At 72.1% G+C, this 16,895-nt stretch carries 16 protein-coding genes and 1 pseudogene; 2 read left to right on the top strand and 15 right to left on the bottom strand.

All coding sequences use genetic code 11. The annotated features are described in order from the left end of the window. Nucleotides 1-1,544, bottom strand: a 1,544-nt coding sequence (locus AB0E62_RS36985) for a 2-oxoacid:acceptor oxidoreductase subunit alpha (RefSeq protein ID WP_362204458.1), incomplete at its 3' end; no start/stop codon positions are given. Between the two features lie 163 nt (nucleotides 1,545-1,707). Here AB0E62_RS36985 and AB0E62_RS36980 point away from each other — a divergent pair. Beyond that, nucleotides 1,708-2,334, top strand: coding sequence for an NADH oxidase (locus tag AB0E62_RS36980; RefSeq protein WP_362204455.1), 627 nt, complete (start codon nucleotides 1,708-1,710; stop codon nucleotides 2,332-2,334). A gap of 18 nt (nucleotides 2,335-2,352) precedes the next feature. Here AB0E62_RS36980 and AB0E62_RS36975 read toward each other — a convergent pair whose 3' ends face one another. The 4 genes from AB0E62_RS36975 to AB0E62_RS36960 form a co-directional block, all read right to left on the bottom strand. Further along, complete coding sequence (locus AB0E62_RS36975; RefSeq protein ID WP_362204452.1) at nucleotides 2,353-2,961, bottom strand: response regulator transcription factor; 609 nt, start codon at nucleotides 2,959-2,961, stop codon at nucleotides 2,353-2,355. A 122-nt stretch (nucleotides 2,962-3,083) separates the two neighbouring features. Then, nucleotides 3,084-4,262: a histidine kinase gene (locus AB0E62_RS36970; RefSeq protein WP_362204449.1), complete on the bottom strand. Its 1,179-nt coding sequence runs from the start codon at nucleotides 4,260-4,262 to the stop codon at nucleotides 3,084-3,086. Nucleotides 4,263-4,434: 172 nt separating this feature from the next. Continuing rightward, the gene (locus AB0E62_RS36965) at nucleotides 4,435-6,762 is read right to left on the bottom strand and encodes a TOMM precursor leader peptide-binding protein (RefSeq protein WP_362204446.1); all 2,328 of its coding nucleotides are present in this window, start codon (nucleotides 6,760-6,762) and stop codon (nucleotides 4,435-4,437) included. Then, on the bottom strand, nucleotides 6,759-6,935 hold the full coding sequence (locus AB0E62_RS36960; RefSeq protein WP_362204443.1) for a hypothetical protein: 177 nt from the start codon (nucleotides 6,933-6,935) through the stop codon (nucleotides 6,759-6,761). Before AB0E62_RS36960 ends, AB0E62_RS36965 begins: the two co-directional genes overlap by 4 nt. Nucleotides 6,936-7,198: 263 nt before the next feature. Between AB0E62_RS36960 and AB0E62_RS36955 the strand changes: the two are divergent. Beyond that, nucleotides 7,199-7,324, top strand: a pseudogene (locus tag AB0E62_RS36955) (hypothetical protein); the annotation flags it as partial. Here the strand turns inward: AB0E62_RS36955 and AB0E62_RS36950 are convergent. From AB0E62_RS36950 to AB0E62_RS36905, 10 genes are read right to left on the bottom strand one after another with little or no spacing between them, the layout of a single operon-like run. Continuing rightward, nucleotides 7,304-7,972, bottom strand: a complete 669-nt coding sequence (locus AB0E62_RS36950) for an NAD(P)H-dependent oxidoreductase (protein ID WP_362204440.1) — start codon at nucleotides 7,970-7,972, stop codon at nucleotides 7,304-7,306. The pseudogene AB0E62_RS36955 and the gene AB0E62_RS36950 overlap by 21 nt on opposite strands. Before the next feature lie 52 nt (nucleotides 7,973-8,024). Next, nucleotides 8,025-9,302 (bottom strand): FAD-dependent oxidoreductase, encoded by a 1,278-nt coding sequence (locus AB0E62_RS36945; protein WP_362204437.1) that lies wholly within the window; start codon nucleotides 9,300-9,302, stop codon nucleotides 8,025-8,027. Then, entirely contained in the window at nucleotides 9,299-10,795 is a 1,497-nt protein-coding gene (locus AB0E62_RS36940; protein ID WP_362204434.1) for an aminotransferase class III-fold pyridoxal phosphate-dependent enzyme, read from the bottom strand. The genes AB0E62_RS36945 and AB0E62_RS36940 overlap by 4 nt, the downstream gene beginning before the upstream one ends. 2 nt (nucleotides 10,796-10,797) lie before the next feature. After that, on the bottom strand, nucleotides 10,798-11,694 hold the full coding sequence (locus tag AB0E62_RS36935; protein WP_362204431.1) for a methyltransferase domain-containing protein: 897 nt from the start codon (nucleotides 11,692-11,694) through the stop codon (nucleotides 10,798-10,800). Between the two features lie 44 nt (nucleotides 11,695-11,738). Then, complete coding sequence (locus AB0E62_RS36930) at nucleotides 11,739-12,872, bottom strand: type III polyketide synthase (protein ID WP_362204428.1); 1,134 nt, start codon at nucleotides 12,870-12,872, stop codon at nucleotides 11,739-11,741. Then, nucleotides 12,869-13,348, bottom strand: a complete 480-nt coding sequence (locus AB0E62_RS36925; protein ID WP_362204425.1) for a hypothetical protein — start codon at nucleotides 13,346-13,348, stop codon at nucleotides 12,869-12,871. Before AB0E62_RS36925 ends, AB0E62_RS36930 begins: the two co-directional genes overlap by 4 nt. A gap of 14 nt (nucleotides 13,349-13,362) precedes the next feature. Beyond that, nucleotides 13,363-14,124, bottom strand: a complete 762-nt coding sequence (gene ubiG / locus AB0E62_RS36920) for a bifunctional 2-polyprenyl-6-hydroxyphenol methylase/3-demethylubiquinol 3-O-methyltransferase UbiG (RefSeq protein ID WP_362204422.1) — start codon at nucleotides 14,122-14,124, stop codon at nucleotides 13,363-13,365. Next, a complete protein-coding gene (locus AB0E62_RS36915) occupies nucleotides 14,124-15,326 on the bottom strand; it encodes an acyl-CoA dehydrogenase family protein (RefSeq protein ID WP_362204419.1) in 1,203 nt (400 codons plus the stop codon). Before AB0E62_RS36915 ends, ubiG begins: the two co-directional genes overlap by 1 nt. 5 nt (nucleotides 15,327-15,331) lie before the next feature. After that, nucleotides 15,332-16,522 (bottom strand): acyl-CoA dehydrogenase family protein, encoded by a 1,191-nt coding sequence (locus AB0E62_RS36910; protein ID WP_362204416.1) that lies wholly within the window; start codon nucleotides 16,520-16,522, stop codon nucleotides 15,332-15,334. Beyond that, the gene (locus tag AB0E62_RS36905; RefSeq protein ID WP_362204413.1) at nucleotides 16,519-16,794 is read right to left on the bottom strand and encodes an acyl carrier protein; all 276 of its coding nucleotides are present in this window, start codon (nucleotides 16,792-16,794) and stop codon (nucleotides 16,519-16,521) included. The genes AB0E62_RS36910 and AB0E62_RS36905 overlap by 4 nt, the downstream gene beginning before the upstream one ends. Nucleotides 16,795-16,895: the final 101 nt, after the last annotated feature.

Genomic DNA, 16,895 nt, shown 5'->3' with positions numbered 1-16,895 from the left:
TTGGCCTGGCGGGTGCGGACCATGAAGTCGTGGTTGGCCGGGTCGTAGGAGATGTTGCCCGTGCCGTCCTGCTTCTCGATGCCGCCGATGCGGTGTTCCAGGCCGGGGGTGCCCGGGATCGCCCACGGCCGGGCGAGGGTCTGCGGGTCGCGCTTGTAGGGCCAGAACACCTCGGTGCCGTCGGCCAGGGTGTGGTTGGGGCCCTGCGCGAACCGGACCCTGAGATCGGGCAGTTCCTCCGTTTCCGGGATGCGCCAGGGCTCCGAGCCGTTGGCCAGGTAGCCGTCCGACAGCAGCATCACGGGTGTGCGGTAGGCCAGCGCGATCCGGGCGGCCTCCAGCGTGGCGTCGAAACAGTCCGCCGGGGTCCGCGGCGCGACCACGGGCACCGGCGCCTCGCCGTTCCTGCCGTACATGGCCTGGAGCAGATCCGCCTGCTCGGTCTTGGTCGGCAGGCCGGTGGAAGGGCCGCCGCGCTGGATGTCGACGACGAGCAGCGGCAGCTCGAGACTGACGGCCAGGCCGATCGTCTCCGACTTGAGCGCCACGCCCGGGCCGGAGGTGGTCGTGACCGCGAGGGAGCCGCCGAAGGCCGCGCCCAGCGCCGCGCCGATGCCGGCGATCTCGTCCTCGGCCTGGAAGGTGCGCACCCCGAAGTTCTTGTGCCGGGACAGCTCGTGCAGGATGTCCGAGGCCGGGGTGATCGGGTACGAGCCCAGGAACAGGGGGAGTCCGGACCGCTGAGACGCCGCCACGAGCCCGTAGGCCAGCGCGAGATTCCCGGAGATGTTGCGGTAGGTGCCCTGCGGGAAGGCCGTCGCCGCGGGCGCGACCTCGTAGGAGATTGCGAAGTCCTCGGTCGTCTCGCCGAAGTTCCAGCCCGCCTTGAGGGCCGCCAGGTTGGCCGCGGCGACGTGCGGCTTCTTCGCGAACTTGGCCGTGAGGAACTGCTCCGTGGCCTCGGTGGGCCGGTGGTACATCCACGACAGCAGACCGAGCGCGAACATGTTCTTGGAGCGTTCGGCCTCCTTGCGGGAGAGGCCGAACTCCTTCAGCGCCTCCACCGTCAGCGTCGTCAGCGGCACCGGGTGCACGTGATACGCGTCCAGCGAGCCGTCCTCCAGCGGGCTGGACTCGTAGCCCGCCTTCGCCATCGCGCGCTTGGTGAACTCGTCCGTGTTCACGATCACTTCCGCGCCGCGCGGCACGTCGGCGATGTTCGCCTTCAGAGCGGCCGGGTTCATCGCCACCAGGACGTTCGGCGCGTCGCCGGGCGTCAGGATGTCGTGGTCGGCGAAATGGAGCTGGAACGACGAGACGCCCGGCAGTGTGCCTGCGGGCGCCCTGATCTCCGCCGGGAAGTTCGGCAGCGTCGAAAGATCATTGCCGAACGCTGCCGTCTGCGATGTGAAACGGTCGCCGGTGAGCTGCATACCGTCACCCGAGTCGCCGGCGAAACGGATGACGACCCGGTCCACGCGCCGCACCTGGCGGGACCGGTGCGGCGGCGGCGCCGGTGGGCTGTCTGCTGTCTGCACGGTCATGGCCGAACCGTAGGAAGCCCTCCTTGCGACGGGCCAAAGCGAGCCTCCGGCGGGGGACGCCGCACCGGGCGGACATGAGAAATTCATGGGAGGCGAGTGACGATCTTGCTGTCGGGGGCCCCGGCGTCCACGCGAGAATCGGGTGCCGACGAAAGGGGATGACATGTCGCGGGTCGTCGAGGGCCGCGCGCTCCATCTCTGGTCGTTGCACGAGGACGTGACCGTCGAACAGGACGACGCCGGGGACGGGTTGGTGCTGCGCAGCCGGTTCGGAACCGAGCGCGTCGGCGCTCCCACACCCGTGGAGCGCGAGGCGCTCCGCAGAATGCAGCTGGGACCCGTCCTGCTGGCCAACATCAGCACGCGTCAGCTGAAGGCCGACGCGTCGGGGCAGGGGCGGGGCGCGTATCTGATGCTGTGGCCGATGCTGCGCCGGCTGTCCCATCTGATCGTGCGCACCCTGAGCCTGGAGGATCTCAAGGGCCCGCTGCTGTCCGTCATCACGATCCGGCAGGGGGCCGAGTTCGCGCCCGCCGACGTGTCCGCGCAGCGTCTGATCCGGCTGATGAGCGACGCGTCGATGACCCTCGATCCGGCGGGGTTCGCGCTGCGCTCCGCCGGGTCGGCGCACTGGGTGCAGCTGCACCGGCCGGAGGCCGTGTGGGTCGTGGGACTGCTGGCCTGGCCGGTCACCCCGTCCCGGGCGGCGGCCGTCCTGCCGCTGCCGCCCGAGGTGACCGAGGCCGTCCTCAGCTATCTGGTCGCCGCGGGCATGACGGTGGACTGCTGACGGCCGGCGGCGGCTTCCTCACAGCAGCCAGCCCGATTCCTGCGCGATCAGGACGGCGTCCAGGCGGTTGCGGGCGTTGAGCTTGGTGGTGATGGTGGTCAGGTAGTTGCGGACCGTGCCCGTGGACAGATGGAGCTTGTCCGCGATCTCCGAGGGCTCGGCTCCCTTCGAGGCGAGCCGCAGGACCTCGGTCTCCCGCTCGGTCAGGGGGCTCGTCTGCCCGCCCCAGGCCGCCACCGCCAGCTGCGGGTCGACCACGCGCATGCCCGCGCCCACCCGCCGTACCGCGGAGGCCAGTTCGGCGGGCGGCGCGTCCTTGAGCAGGTAGCCGTCCACCTTGGCGGCCATCGCCCGCAGCAGGGTGCCGGGCCGGCCCATGCTGGTCAGGATGAGGACGCGAACCTCCGGCAGTTCCTCCCGGAGGTTCGCGGAGGCCGTCAGTCCGTCGGTGCCGGGCAGATCGATGTCGATGATCGCCACGTCGGGACGGTGTCGCCGTGCCTCCGGGACGATGTCGTCCCCGTTCTCGACCTCGCACACGATCTCGATGTCGTGCTCCAGGTTCAGCAAGGCCACGAGTGCGCCACGCACCATGCGCATGTCCTCGGCCAGCAGTACACGAATCAACGTGCCGCCCCGTTTCGTCCCCCCGACCCCACTGACCGTGGGCCCCCTGTGGGACTCTACCAACGGAGCGCCAGTACGAGTATGGAAAGTTCAAGGATCCAATACCAGCGCTCCCCGTGCGCTCACCCGGCGGGCCGGCGCGGGGTCACGGCCCGTACCTCGAAGGTGCCGTCCGCCAGGACGCGGGAGCTGAGGGTGCCGCCGATCTCGCCCACCCGCAGGGCGAGGTTGCCCAGGCCGCTGCCGCCGTGCGGGGACGGCGCCGTCGGCTCGTCCGGAACGCCGTCGTTGACGACGGTGAGGGTCATCTCGTCGCCCTCGGCGGTGAGCTCTATCGCGCACCGGCTCGCCTTGCTGTGCCGCAGCACGTTCGTCACGGCCTCCCGAAGCACCGCGGCGAGGACGTTCTCCACCCGGTGGTCGGCCGGGCCCGCCACCACGCGCAGCCGCACCTCCACGTCGGCGGCGTGCAGCACCGACTCGGCCGAGGTGACCTCCTGGTCGAGCGACATGTCGCGGAAGCCACTGGCGACCCGGCGCACATCGGCCAGTGACTGGCGGGAGATGGACAGGATGTCGGTCACCTCCCGCGTGGCCCGCTCGGGGTGGGTCGGGATCAGCCGGTGCACGAGCTCGCTCTTCAGCGTGATCGCCGACAGGCTGAAGCCGAGCAGGTCGTGCAGGTCCCGGGCGAACCTCAGCCGCTCCCGCACCACCGCGAGCCGGGCCAGCTCGCCGTGTGCGTCGGCCAGTTCGCGGATCACCTCGCTGAGCCGGGACAGCGCGTAGACCACCAGACCGGTGAGCAGGGTGGACTGGCACAGATAGATCGAGTCGACGATCCCCCGGCCGGTCAGCAGCGGGGGCAGGAACATGCTCAGCCCGGTGGCGGCGAACAGGGTCCACGCGGGCCGGGGCGGCAGCAGGAGCAGCAGCGAACCGGCGAAGAACCCGCCCAGCGCTCCCCACTGCGCGTGGTAGACGAACAACGGAAGGTAGGTGAGCAGGAGTTGGGCGCCCAGGGTGAGTGCCTTGTCCAGCGGCGGCCGGCGCGCGGCCCATAACGAGGAGTGCCGCAGCTGGATGAGGAAGACCACGACGAGTCCGGCGACGGCGCCGGCCCGGCCGGTGGTGCTCAGGTGCGTGCTGAAGACGTTCAGCGCCGTGATGGACGTGTAGGACAGCAGGGCCACGCGCAGGATGACCCGGGCCAGTCGCGGCCCGGGCAGCGCGAGGCCCGACCGGGTTCCGTCCGCAGGAGCGCCCACCGATGCGTCTGCCAGACGCTTACGCAGTCCCATGACCCGTCCCCCGACGTGTAGAGGCCTTCACGGACTCCAGCTCGTACCACAGAGAGCCGCCTCGGATCATATGGGAATGGCGTGAAAACTGTGAGTGACAGGTGTTGACAGCATGTTGACGGGATCTGGGCCATCTGGCCCTGCTGTGACGCGGTCTCCTGCGGCGAGGCTCCTACACGAACAGCGGAACGGGGTTGAGGTCGGCACACCGTGTCGGCCGCGCCAGCCTGCCGAGCTCGACCGGCACGTCGAACAGCCGCCCCGGTGCCAGCCGCGCCCAGAAGTGCCGCAGGCCGGGCACGATCACCTTGAGCACGGGCAGTTCCAGGTCCGGCCGGGTCTGGTCCAGGACCAGCAGTTCGAGACCCCGGGCGCGCACCAGATCATGCACCGCGTTGATGTCGTCCAGGAGATCGGCACGTGGCGAGTACGCCCAACTTCCGGGAACTCCCGCCCGCTCGAACGGGTCGGGGGTCAGATACGGCTGGTTGCCGAGCGTGGCGGTGCGCCACCAGTGGACGGCGTCGGGGTCGTCGATCCCGTAGCCGGGGCCGCCGGGCCGGCGCGGCAGCACCGCCGGCAGCATCTGCCCCATCTCCGTCAGGGCCCGGCACAGGGCGACCCGGGGGTCGAAGTGGGCGCCGAAGCCGAAGATCACGTCCTGCGTGGGGGCGCCGGTGCGCCGGCTGAGCGCGGCGACGACGGGGATGCCGAAGTCGGAGGTGAGGTCGAGGGCCCACACCTCGCGGCCCATCCCCGCGTAGCCCTCGCGTATACGGTCCACCTCGGGTGAGGTGAACGCGTCGAGGTCCACGGCGGGCTGGCGGGTGCGGTTGTACCACCACAGGGCCACCGCGTCCCGTTCCACCAGTTCCAGGAACCCCTGCAAGAGGGCGTCCTCGGGACTGCTGCCCGCCGCGTTCCCGTTGGAGTCGCAGCTCAGCCCGTCCTCGGCGGGAGCACCGCTGGAGAAGTAGAGCATCGAGGTGGGCAGCAGCCGGTGCCGCCCGGCCGTCATCGACCACACGGGGGTCCAGTCGGTGGGCCGGGTCTCGTCGAACGGCCGCGGCACGTACTGGAAGTGCGAGCCCCGCGCGTTCCACGCGTCGCGGTCGCGCAGCTGCTGCTCCCCGTAGAGCTGGCAGGCATTGGGGTGCAGGGCGTCCGCGCCGAGCGCGCGGTAGCTGTCCCGTACGACGGGCTCGTCGCCCTGCCGGGTACCGCTGTACCGCTCGGCCGCCTCACCCAGGGCACTGACCTGCGCCTCGACCGGGTCGAGCCCCTTGCCTCCGCTCAGTGCCCGCAGGCCCGCGCGCAGACCGGCCAGATCGTGCGGGCTGAAGGCGAGGTTGTGGCCCGACAGATAGCTGTCGACGAAGTCGGGGGTGCGCGGGGCCCGCCGGATCTCCTTCACGATCCCGGTGACGGGGCCCACGAGATGGCTGTAGCGCTCCAGCGTCCGCGCCGGTTCCTCGGCCCGGTGGCCGTTGCCGTGGCGCATGGCCTTGGGGCGGCTCGACGGGACGAACGGTGCGCGCGCCGTCCGTGCCACGATGCCCCGGTCGCCGCAGACCGGGCACTGGGGGCGCCGGTGCACGGGGTGGGCGGAGGCCCGCAGCAGCATGGTGTCCAGGGTGTGCACCAGGTCCTGTGCCGGGTACCGCATGCCCGCCAGCCACTTGGCGGCCTCCAGGACCGTGAGGTGGACGGCGATGGCGCGGCCCGCGGCCAGCGAGGCGGCAGGCCGCGCCGGTGGCCCCGCGAGCCCCAGCGCGCGCTGCACCGGCCACTCCGAACGCCGGTGTCCGCGCAGCCGGTCGGCCAGACAGGACCAGCACGGGCCCTGACCCGGACGGAAGATCGGCCCCACCCAGGGGTCGGTGCCGCACACCTTGGCCAGCAGCCACGGCGTCCCGTCGGCGCGGTGCCGCGCGTCGACGTCGGCGAGTTCGGGTGAGAGGTAGTCGTCGCACAGGACGAGGGAGAGGCCCGCGGGCGCGGAGGTGGTACCCGCGGCGGCGACGGAGAGCCCCGACTCCAGGCACGCCGCGCGCACCGGTTCCGCCTCGATGCCGGGCAGTGCCTCCAACTCGAGGGCGGCACCGGCCAGTTCGTCCGTGGCCCGGCGGCCGTCGAGGCCCGCCAGGTCCCAGTACGCCTCGGCCATCGGGTCGCCCTGCCCGTCCTGGGCGCCGGCCGGGGCCGCCGGGCGGAAACCCAGCAGCCCCGAGCGGGTCAGTGCGTCGAGCGACTGCCCCGCCTCCTCAGGGGGCAGCACCCGGGACGCCTCCCGCAGCACCGAGTCGACGGTGTGCGTCCCGTCGAGCAGTGGCACGAGGACCTCCGCCTGGGGGCCGCGCAGCGCGGTGACGCCGCGCCGCGAGACCAGGTAGGCGGCTTCGCCGGGAACCACGACCGGGCTGAGATGACGCTTGAAGCCCACCAGCGCAGTGTCGTCCGGGCGCAGCGTCCCGGATCTGTGCTCCCCGGCACCGGTCATGCCGCGATGTGCCCTCTGGCGTCGTTGACCGAGACGGAGACGATGCAGATGCTGAACAGCGCGACGTCGCACTGTCCCGCGCCGTCCAGATCCTCGATCACCAGCGACCGGCCGGCCCCGCGGGCCTGGGTGGTGTCGTCGAGGTGAGAGCCGGACGATCCTGCGTTGACCATGGGGAAACCTTTCCCTCGGATGTGCCTGGCAGTGAATGTCTGGACGCTGCGAGGCGCGGACGGAGGCTCTCCGTGCGGGGGACCGCTGTCTCACGGCCAGAATTCTGCGATGGCCGACCGGAGGCGGACAGTGCTGCCCTCACTGGTGGGGGATGACGTTTTCATACGTCTTCGATGACCGGCCCTAGCCGTCGTTTAGCACCGCCCCCGACCATCGGGGCTCCGCGCCGCGCCGTCGCGCGCGGCTGCCGAGAGGAGCCCCGATGTTCCGGCCCCTGGATGTTATCGCCCGCGTACTGGGCGAGGCCTACAACTGCCTGGTCGCGGCTGGTCAGATGTGGGTCCACCTGCCCGTCGAGCACGCCCGGTCAACGCTCTCCCACCCGCTGGAGAGGCTCCGGCCGGACATTCCGCTGAGCCCGGTCGAGCGGGCGCTGGACCGGCAGCTGCGGGACCTGGACAGCCTCGGCTGACGCTCCGCCCCGGCGCATCGCGGCGAACTCCAGGACCTGGTCCGTGAGGATGTCCAGGCGGCGTGCGGTGCGCGCGTCCGCGCAGGCGCCGGACGCGGCGAACTCCGTGTCGGCCGGCACCACCAGGCCCATCGGGACGGCCCAGCCGCGCAGCGACTGCGCACAGGTGCGCAGCGCGGCGAGCGCGGACGCGCCCGCCACCTCGTTCCACGCCACGCTCAGGCAGCCCACGGAGCGCCCGTCCAGGTAGGCGGGCACGTCACCGGCCAGCCCCTCCGTGTGGTCGAGGGCGTTCTTCAGCAACCCCGACATGCCGCCGTGGTACGTCGGACTGGCCAGCAGCACCCCGTCCGCGGCGCGCAGCGCCGACAGCAGCCGCGCCTCGGCGGCGCAGGGGCGGGTGGTGTCCGGGTCGTAGGGCGGAAGCACGAGATCGGTGCCGCACACCAGGGTGACCTCGGCTCCCGCGCTGCGGGCCCGCGCCGCGCACGCCCGCAGCGCGGCCGCGGAGACCGACCCCGAGCGCAACGAGCCCCCGATGGCGGCGATACGGATCGGACGCATGGCAACTCCGTTGTGTCGGAAGGGGATGGCTTGCAGCGGGCGGCGGCCGCCCTCACAGACGGGCGGCCGCGGCGTCGGCCGCCCGGGTTCCGCTGAGCACACAGGCGTCGGCGAGCAGACCGGCAGGACCGACCCAGTCACCCGCCACGAAGACCCCCTGATGGCCGGGGACCCGCACGTCGGGACGGCCCGCCAGCCCGCCGGTGCGTGCCTCGGGCACGGCCGTCATCGTGGTGATCCGAGGCAGGAAGCGCTCGTGCACCACCGCCTCCTGCCAGCCGGGCTGGCACTGGTCGAGGAGCTCGTACAGCCGCTTGCGGACCTCGGTGGGGCCGAGCTTCGAGCCGTCGTCGTAGCGCGCCAGATGGAGCACGGCGCCCCCTTCGGGAGCCAGCCGGGCCGTGCGCGAGAACACCGACAGGTACAGCGGCTCGTCGACACCGACGACGAGCGTGCGGCGCGGGTCGGGCAGGCGGTTCAGCGCCACGTCCAGGCAGGCGGTGTGCAGGGGCCGGGCGGCAGGAGCGCCCGGGCCCGGCCCGGCCGAGCCGAGGAGCCGGTCCGCGGCGCGCTGCGGCAGTCCGGCCAGCACCACCGACCGGGCCCGCACCGGATGCCCGTCGGCGGTCACCACCCGTGGGCGCTCCCCGCCTTCCACGACGGCGCACCGGCAGCCCGTGCGCAGCTCGACGCCCAGCTGCCGGGCCCGCGCGAGCAGCGCGTCCGTCAGGGTGCGCCAGCCGCCGTCGACGTACTCCACACCGCGCCGCACCTCGGCGAAGTGCAGCGACAGCGCGTCCGCGCCGATCATGTCGGGGCGGCCCGTGTAACTGCTCATGCGCAGCACCGCGAAGGCGGCCTGCCGGGCCCGCTCGGTGGGCAGCCGGTCGCCCAGCCACTGTGCGGCGTCGGTGCCGGCCAGGTCGGCGCGGCCGCGGGCCAGACCCAGCAGCCGGGCCACCGCGATCCGTTCCCGGGGCGAGAGGAGACCGGTGCGCAGCAGCGGCCCGGCCGCCGCGTACCCCGGGTGCAGAGCCCCGTCCCGCAGGGCCAGGGCCCCGTTCAGCCCGGGGGTCCGGCCGGGGACGCGTACGCCCAGCGCCCGCAGCCGGTCGCGGGTGGTGCGGTACAGGGCGCGCGGGCCGAGCCCCAGATGAAATCCTTGGTGTTCGGTGGTGCGGGCCCGTCCGCCCGGCTCTCCGCCGCCCTCCAGCAGCAGCACCCTGCGTCCGGGACCGGCGACGCGGGCCAGCCGCACGGCCGTCACCAGACCGGTCAGACCCGCCCCGACGACGACGGCGTCGGCCTGCTCGTCGGCCCCGGCGCTCATGCCCGGCCGGCCCCGGGCAGGATGAACGGGAAGCCGTGCCGGTCGAGCTCGCGCGCGGAGTCGGTGACCGCCGACACCAGGGCGTCGAGGTCCTCGGTGCTGTGCGCGCCGCCGGTGAACAGCATCGGCAGGCTGAGCGTGTAGAAGCCGCGCCGGCGCAGCATCAGGGTCAGCAGGAAGAACGCGATGGGGTTCACCGACCCGGCGAACGTGCGGTAGTCGTCGTAGGAGTCGTGCTCCAGGAAGCCGAACGATCCGATGAAGTCGCCGAACCCGACGAGCCGCAGCGGGATGTCCGTCTCGGCACGGAACGCGGCGAGACGATCCTGGACCCGGGCGACCTTCGCGCGGGTCTCGGTGTAGTACGTGTCCCGCTGCTCGTGCAGCAGCCGCAGGCTCGCGTAGGAGGCGCACAGGGCCAGGTGGTTGCCGGCGTGGGTGGTCTGCACGCAGGTCTTGCGGCCGATGTCGGTGAGCGGGAGCCCGGAGGTCTGGGTGTGGTCCAGCAGTGCGGCCCGGCCGCCGACCGCGGACAGCGGGATGCCGAGACCGCTGAGCACCTTGCCGTAGCAGTACAGGTCCGCCTCGATGCCGAAGTACGCGGCGGCGCCGCCGGGACCGTAGCGGAAACCGGTGAGCACCTCGTCGAGGACGAACGGCACGCGCAGGGCCCGGCAGCGCTCGGACACCGTCTTCAGGAGCGGAACCGTGTGCTCCACGAACGGGAACGACGAGGACGCCGCCTCGGTCAGCACACAGGCCAGCTCGTCCTTGTGCCGCTCGATCAGCTCCACGGCCCGCACCGGGTCGTTGGGCAGCACCAGCAGGTCGCGCGCATCGGCGACCGGCACCCCGGTGAGGGCCGACCGCCGCTCGATGCCGCCGTCCGGCGTGCTGCCGGGGAAGGGCTGGGTCGGATGGCCGTGGTACCAGAAGGCCGTGTTGTGCATGCCGAGGTCGTGCACGCCGTGCAGGGAGCCCTCGAACTTGGCCACCATCCGGCGTCCGGTGTGCGCGCGGGCGAGCCGGATGGCGGCCGCGGTCGCGTCGGTGCCCGAGTTCAGGAACGCGAACTTCTCGCAGTGCGGCACGAACTCGCCCAGTAGGTCGACGAGTTGGGACTCGACCGGTGTGCAGTATCCGTTGCCGGTGGTGGTCGTGAGGTGGTCACGGACGAAGTCGACCACCGGCTGCGGGCTGTGCCCGTGCAGCGCCTGCGCGCCGAAGCCGAGGTGACAGTCGGTGTAGGTGTTCCCGTCGGCGTCGACGATGCGGCTGCCGTGCGCCTCGGTCACCATCAGCGGGAACTGCGGCGAGTGGAAGGGCCAGAAAACGTGGGTGGCGGCGTCCTTGGTGCGCAGCTGCTCGGTCGCCGCGGCCGACGCCTTCTGCCGCTCGGTGAGTTCGCCGAAGAGGTCGATCAGCCACGGCTGGGTCAGCAGGTCGGCGACCAGCGACTCGACGGCCGTCGCGGCGGGGGCGGTGTTCGTCATGGTCAGCTCCCGGCCGGCTTGGTCGCGCGCAGCACGCCGTAGTGCATGACGCCGCGCTCGTACGCCTGCTTCATCAGCGGCACCGAATTGAGGAAGCGGAAGATGTCCACGCCCTTGGCGCGGACCAGCTTCCAGATCACCGAGGGGTCGCGGACCACCGGCTTGACGATGTCCGTGGACAGCTTCCAGGTGTCCCACACCTGCGGTGACCAGTCCGCCGTCCGGACGTCGGCAAGTCCCAGTTCGCCCGCGAGCTGCGCGTAGCGCTCCAGCGGGAGGACGTGGGAGACGACGAAGTCGCGGTAGATGCGGTGCAGCAGCCGGGTCTCGTCGGCGTCGAGGCTCTCGTCGCGGGCGCACCAGGTGGCGACCAGGAGCGTGCCACCGGGCTTGAGCACCCGGGTGCACTCGGCCAGGAACGCCTTCTTGTCGGGCATCAGCTCGCAGCTCTCCAGCGCCCACACGACGTCGAAGGCGTTGTCGGGGTAGTCGGTGTGCATCGCGTCGAGCAGCCGGAACGTGGTCCGGTCGGTGACGCCGGCCTCGGCGGCCTTCGCCTCGGCGCGGCCGATCTGCTCGGCGCTGATGGTGATGCCGTCGACGGTGCACCCCAGGCGGTTCGCGAGGTGCACCGCGGAGGCGCCGATGCCGCAGCCGGCGTCGAGGACCGTGGCCATCGGGGGCACCGGGCCGAAGGCGATGAGCTCCTCGACCAGGCGCACCTGGGCGGCGTGCCGCCCGCGGTCGGGCTCGTCGCCGGCCCAGTACCCGTGGTGGATGTGCTCCCCCCACAGGTCCTCGTACAGCTCGATCAGCCCGTCGTAGTGGTCCTTGATGGCGGCATGGAGGTCGGGGGTGGTCCAGCGGGGTTCGAGCGCGCTCGTCGTCGTGATCGTCATGGCGGGAAGTCCCTCGGTTCGAATGCGCCGGGTCGGGGCGGGGGTCAGAAGCGGACGAGAGCCGATTCCATGGTCAGTCCGGGGCCGAAGGCCATGAGCACGCCGTACTCCCCGGGGGCGGGCCGTCCCTCGCGCATGATCCGGTCCAGGATCAGCAGGATCGTGGCGGAGGAGCAGTTGCCGTGGTCGGCGAGGACCGCCCGGGACGGCGCGAGCTGGCTCGAGGTCAGGTCGAGTTTCTGCCCCACGAAGTCGATGATCTTCGGGCCGCCGGGGTGGATGCCCCAGTGCCGTATGTCGCCCACGCCCAGGCCGTGCGGGGCGATCAGCCGCTCGACGAACGGGGTGATGCTCTCGCCGATGTAGAACGGCACGTACGGGGAGAGCGTCATGCGGAACGCCTGGTCCTCGATGTGCCAGCTCATCGCGTGCGTGGTCTCGGGGTGGGTCTCGGTGTGCGTGCCGAGGAACACCGGTCCCGGCGCCGCCCCGCCGTCGTCCGCCGCCAGCAGCGTCATCGCCCCGGCGTCGCCGAACAGCGCGTTCACGACGGCCTGTTCGGCGGTGAACTCCGGGCGGTGGTGCACGGAGCAGACCTCGGCGCTGCCGGCCAGCACCAGCTCGTCGGGGCGGGCGGCCAGCGCGTCGAACGCGGCCTTGAGGACGTTGAACGCCGCGTTGCAGCCCATGTGCCCGATGAAGGTGCGCCGCAGGTCCTTGCGGAGCCCGAACTCCTTGGCCAGCAGGATGTCGGGGGTCGGCCCCGCGTACCCCGTGCAGCTGGCCATCACGAACGAGCCGATCCGGTCGGTGAGCCGGTCCGCGCCCGCGGCGCCCCCCGTACCGGCGGCCTGGGCCGCGCTCAGGACGCCGCCCACCGTGCTGCGGCTCATCGCCAGCACGTGCTCCTCCCAGGCGGCCATCCGCGGCTTGATCGGCGGATAGCCGTCCGCGTACGCGGTGCGCGGGTCCCAGGCCATGTGCCGGGTGCGCACCCCCGACCCGCGGAAGATCCCCTCCGCCTTCGCCACGCCCCGGTACCGCTCCCGGTAGTACGTCTCGAACGCGTCCTGCTGCGGGACGACCGTCTCGGGCGCCGCGGTGCGCAGCGAGAGCAGCCTGGCCACTCCGCGGGTCCGGGCGCGGCCGGCCGCCGGGGCCTCGGACACCGTCGTCATGACGCGGCTCCGGCGCCCGACTCCACCCGCTCCTTGACGGCGGCGAGGAAGCCCTCGGTGACCTGGTCGCTCTGCTGCCGCGCGAACGGCTCGACCAGCGGCAGCACGACCGGGGCGATGTCGACGTCCGCCTCGGACCGCGTGTCGATCTCCAGGAAGGTGGTACCGGGTTCGCTGCCGGGAGCGGTGCGGAACTCGCCCCAGGAGCGGAAGTTGTGCGCGCCGACCGGCTCCCAGCGGATCCGGGCCGCGTCGGTCGTGTCGAAGCGGGTGCGGTGGTCGGGGGTGTGGCTGACGGCACCGTTGGAGATGGTGGCCAGTACGTAGTGGTAGACGTCGCCGCCCTCGGCCGTGAGGCTTTCCACACCCGGCATCAGCAGGCCGCAGCCCACGACGTCGAGCAGGAGCGCCCGTACGGCGTCCGGTTCGGCCTTCACCTCGGTGCCGGCGACGCTGGCGGAGCGTATGGAGACCATGGTTGTCCTGTCCTTCACGTGGTGCTTCGTTTGACGGCGTGGCCGATGTAGCTGGCCGAGACATCGCCGGTGAGGGTGAACGTGCCCAGGCGGCGATGGCGCAGCAGGCCGGGCAGCAGCAGCGGCAGCGGCCGGGAGGGGCCGAGCCCGTGGGTGGCGGCGAGCCGCAGCCCGGCGGACGCGAGCCGCCCCCGCAGCTCGGCGGGCCGGATGAACATCTTCCAGTTGTGCGTGCCGGGCTTGATGATGCCCAGGAGCGTCTCGGCGACGAGGATGAGCAGCAGATAGCTGCGCACCGTCCGGTTCACCGTGTCGAACAGCAGCACACCGCCGGGCACGAGCAGCCGGTCGATCTCGGCGAGCGCCGCCGGCAGGTCGTGGAAGTGCTCCAGGACGTCGGAGGCGACGACCACCTCGGCGCAGCCGTCCGCAAGGCCCGTGCCGTACGCCGAGCCGACCCGGTACGTCACGTCGACGCCGGAGGCCGCCGCGTGCCGGCGGGCGGCGTCGACGGTGCCGGGGGAGAGGTCGATGCCGGTGACCCGGTAGCCGCGGCCGGCGAGTTCCTCGGCGACGAGCCCGCCGCCGCAGCCCAGGTCGACGACGCGGATCGTGCCGGCGGACCGGCCCGGGTGACGCTCCTTGATGATCCGGTCGAAGTACGCGGTGCGGGCCGGGTTCATCTCGTGCAGGGCACGCAGCGGGCCCTCGGTGTCCCACCAGTCGTCGCCGACCTCTTCGTAGTACTCGTTGTCGATCGCCGGTGCCGTGGACATCACACCCACCTCGGGGTCTCGACCGGGCTGATGCCCAGGGCCGCCTTGCCGATGAACTCGCGGGCCATGTCGTTGGTGAACGGCAGCAGCGGGCCCGCCTTGACGTCCCGCCAGATCTGCCCGATGCGGGAGCCGTCACGGATGCCGGAGCCGCCGATCACCTCGAACGCGGTGGCGACGACGTGCTCGGCCTCGTTGGTGATGTGGTACTTCGGGATGCAGGTGTCGGCCACGAACGCCGGCAGATCCTCGCCCGGGTCCACGTGGCGGGTCGCGTACTCGGTGAGCAGCGCGTCCATCGTGGCGAGCGAGGAGCGCATCCGGGCCACCGCGAACTGGATGCCGGGCAGCCGGGCCAGATCGGACACCGCCGTCGTGGCGCGGCCCCTGGTCCGTTCCACGGCCAGCTCGTAGGCCCGCTCGGCGAGCCCGAGGAACACCGCCGCGAAGCAGTAGTGCCCCCACTGCTGACGGGCCATCACGAACAGCGGGGTCAGCCCGTCGGGGAACACCGAATCATCGGCGTCGACCCGCAGACCGTCCAGCTTCAGCGAGTGCGAACCCGTCATCGGCAGGGCGAAGCCGCTCCACGGGGCGACCACCTCGATGCCCTCGTCGGGCTTCTCGACGAAGAAGGCCGCCAGGTTGAACGGCGGCTCCAGATGGGCGTCGTCGAGACCGGCGGTCACCACCAGGTGCGTGGCCGCGTCATATCCCGTGGCGAAGTGCTTCAGCCCGTCCAGGACGAAACCGTCCGGCACCCGCCGGGCCGTCGTGGACGGACGCACCCAGTTGCCGCCCGAGCCCTCGTCGGTGAACGGGCCCACGACGAACGCCCCGTCGCGCACCGCGCCGAACATCCGCTCGCGCACGGCGACGCTCAGATCGCTGCGCATCGAGCCGGTCAGGACCGCGTGGATGGCCAGCGTGAACGCCGTCGACCCGCAGCCGCCCGCGATGATCCGCAGCAGCCGCGTGTTCTCCTCCAGCGTTGCCTCGAAGCCCCCCAGGTCCGCGGGCACGTTGATCGCGGTGAGCCCGGCGTCCACCAGGTCACGGATGTTCTCGCCAACGAACTCGCCGGCCCCGTACCCGCTCTGCGAGCGCTCCTCGAAGCGACGGGCCAGGGCCCGGGCGCTGTCCTGCAACTCGGTCCAGCGCGCGGCCCGTTCGGTGACCCGCACCGGTGTGGCGGTGGTCATGGCGTTCAGCCCTCCCAACGGGGTTCGGCGAAGACCGGCACTCCGAGCGCGTGCTTGCCCGCCCACTCGGCGGTCACGTCGGAGTTCGGCGGGACGAGCAGCCCGGCCACCACGTCCCGGTAGGCGCGCTGCAGCGGATGCGAGGACATCAGCGCGGAACCGCCCTGGACCTGCATCGCCAGCGACACCACCTCGTGCGCGAGGCGGCACACGCTGTTCTTCATCACGCTCATCTCGATGTAATGACCCAGCGGATCCTCGGCGATCGCCCGGTCGTGATCGGCACGCACCGCCTGGTACAGGTGCGCCTCCGCGGCCGCGAGCCGGGTGCGCATCTCCGCCACCCGGAACTGCACGCCCGGCAGATGGGCGACGGTCCGGTCCAGCACGTGCAGGGTGCGGCCGCGCTGCTCGCGCACCACGGTCTCCAGCGCCCCGCGGGCGATCCCGAGGAACACGGAGGCGAAACTGCACCACGCCCAGTGCACGCCCTGCATGAACATCAGCGGCAGCGCACCCGGCTGCCCCACCATGTGCTCCTTGGCCACGAACAGGTTGTCCAGGAGCAGCGAATGGCTGCCCGTGGCCCGCATGCCCGCCGCGTCCCACTCGGCCGTGACGCTGACCCCGCGCTCCGGCTTGGGCACCAGGAAGCCGACCGGCTCGGGCAGCCCACGGTCGTCGGTGCGGGCGGCCGACAGGAACAGCAGGTCGGCCGCGGGGAACCCGGTGAAGAAACCCTTGCGGCCATTCAGCAGGTAACCGCCCTCCACCGGCTCGGCCCTGGTGGTGGGATGCCACCAGTTGCCGCCCACTCCGGGCTCGCTGAACCCGCCCGCGATCACCGAGCCGTCCTCGACGATGGCCCGGTAGGCCCGCTCGGCGGCAGGGCCGCCGATCCCCGCGATCATCGCGATGCCGTGGACGTGCATGTTGACCGCGAAGGCGGTGCTCGCGCAGCCGGCCGCGAGGGTCTCCTGCGCCCGGCACAGCTCCTCCAGGCCCGCGCCGCCGCCGCCGTGTTCGCGCGGCACGGTCATCGCGGTGTAGCCGGAGGACACCAGCTCGGCGATGTTCTCGTGCGGGAAGTCGCCCGCCCGGTCGTGCTCGGCCGCCCGGCCGGCGAACCGCTTCGCCAGCTCCTCGGCGAGCGCGACGAAGTCGGTGCGCGCGGGCGCGTCCTGGGTGACGGTCATCGGGCGCTCCCCGCGACCAGGGGCCGCTCCTCGGGCACGGCGAGCGCCAGGTAGCGCACCAGGCTGCCGACCGTGTCGCCCTCCGCCCGGGTCGCCGTCGCCAGCCAGTCCGAGATCTCCACTCCCGCGTACGTCTCCCGGATGCGCTCGAAGAGCTCGGCCAGCTCCACCGAGTCCAGACCGAGGTCCCCGGTGAGCCGGGACCGCTCGGTGATGTGCCGCTGGGCCGTCTCGGGGCGCACGGCGGCGAGTTGTCGCGTCAAGGTCGTCATGAAGGCTTGCGCCCGGTCGTCCTGCACATCCGCTCCTGGATATCTGGGGAGAAAAGTGGGTCGAAACCGCGGGAGAAGCTGGTGGTGCGTCGGCTGTGGGG

Source organism: Streptomyces sp. NPDC038707 (assembly GCF_040636485.1).
Lineage (GTDB): Bacteria > Actinomycetota > Actinomycetes > Streptomycetales > Streptomycetaceae > Streptomyces.
Note: the sequence above shows the minus strand (reverse complement) of the source record. Positions and strands in the feature narration are given on the sequence as shown.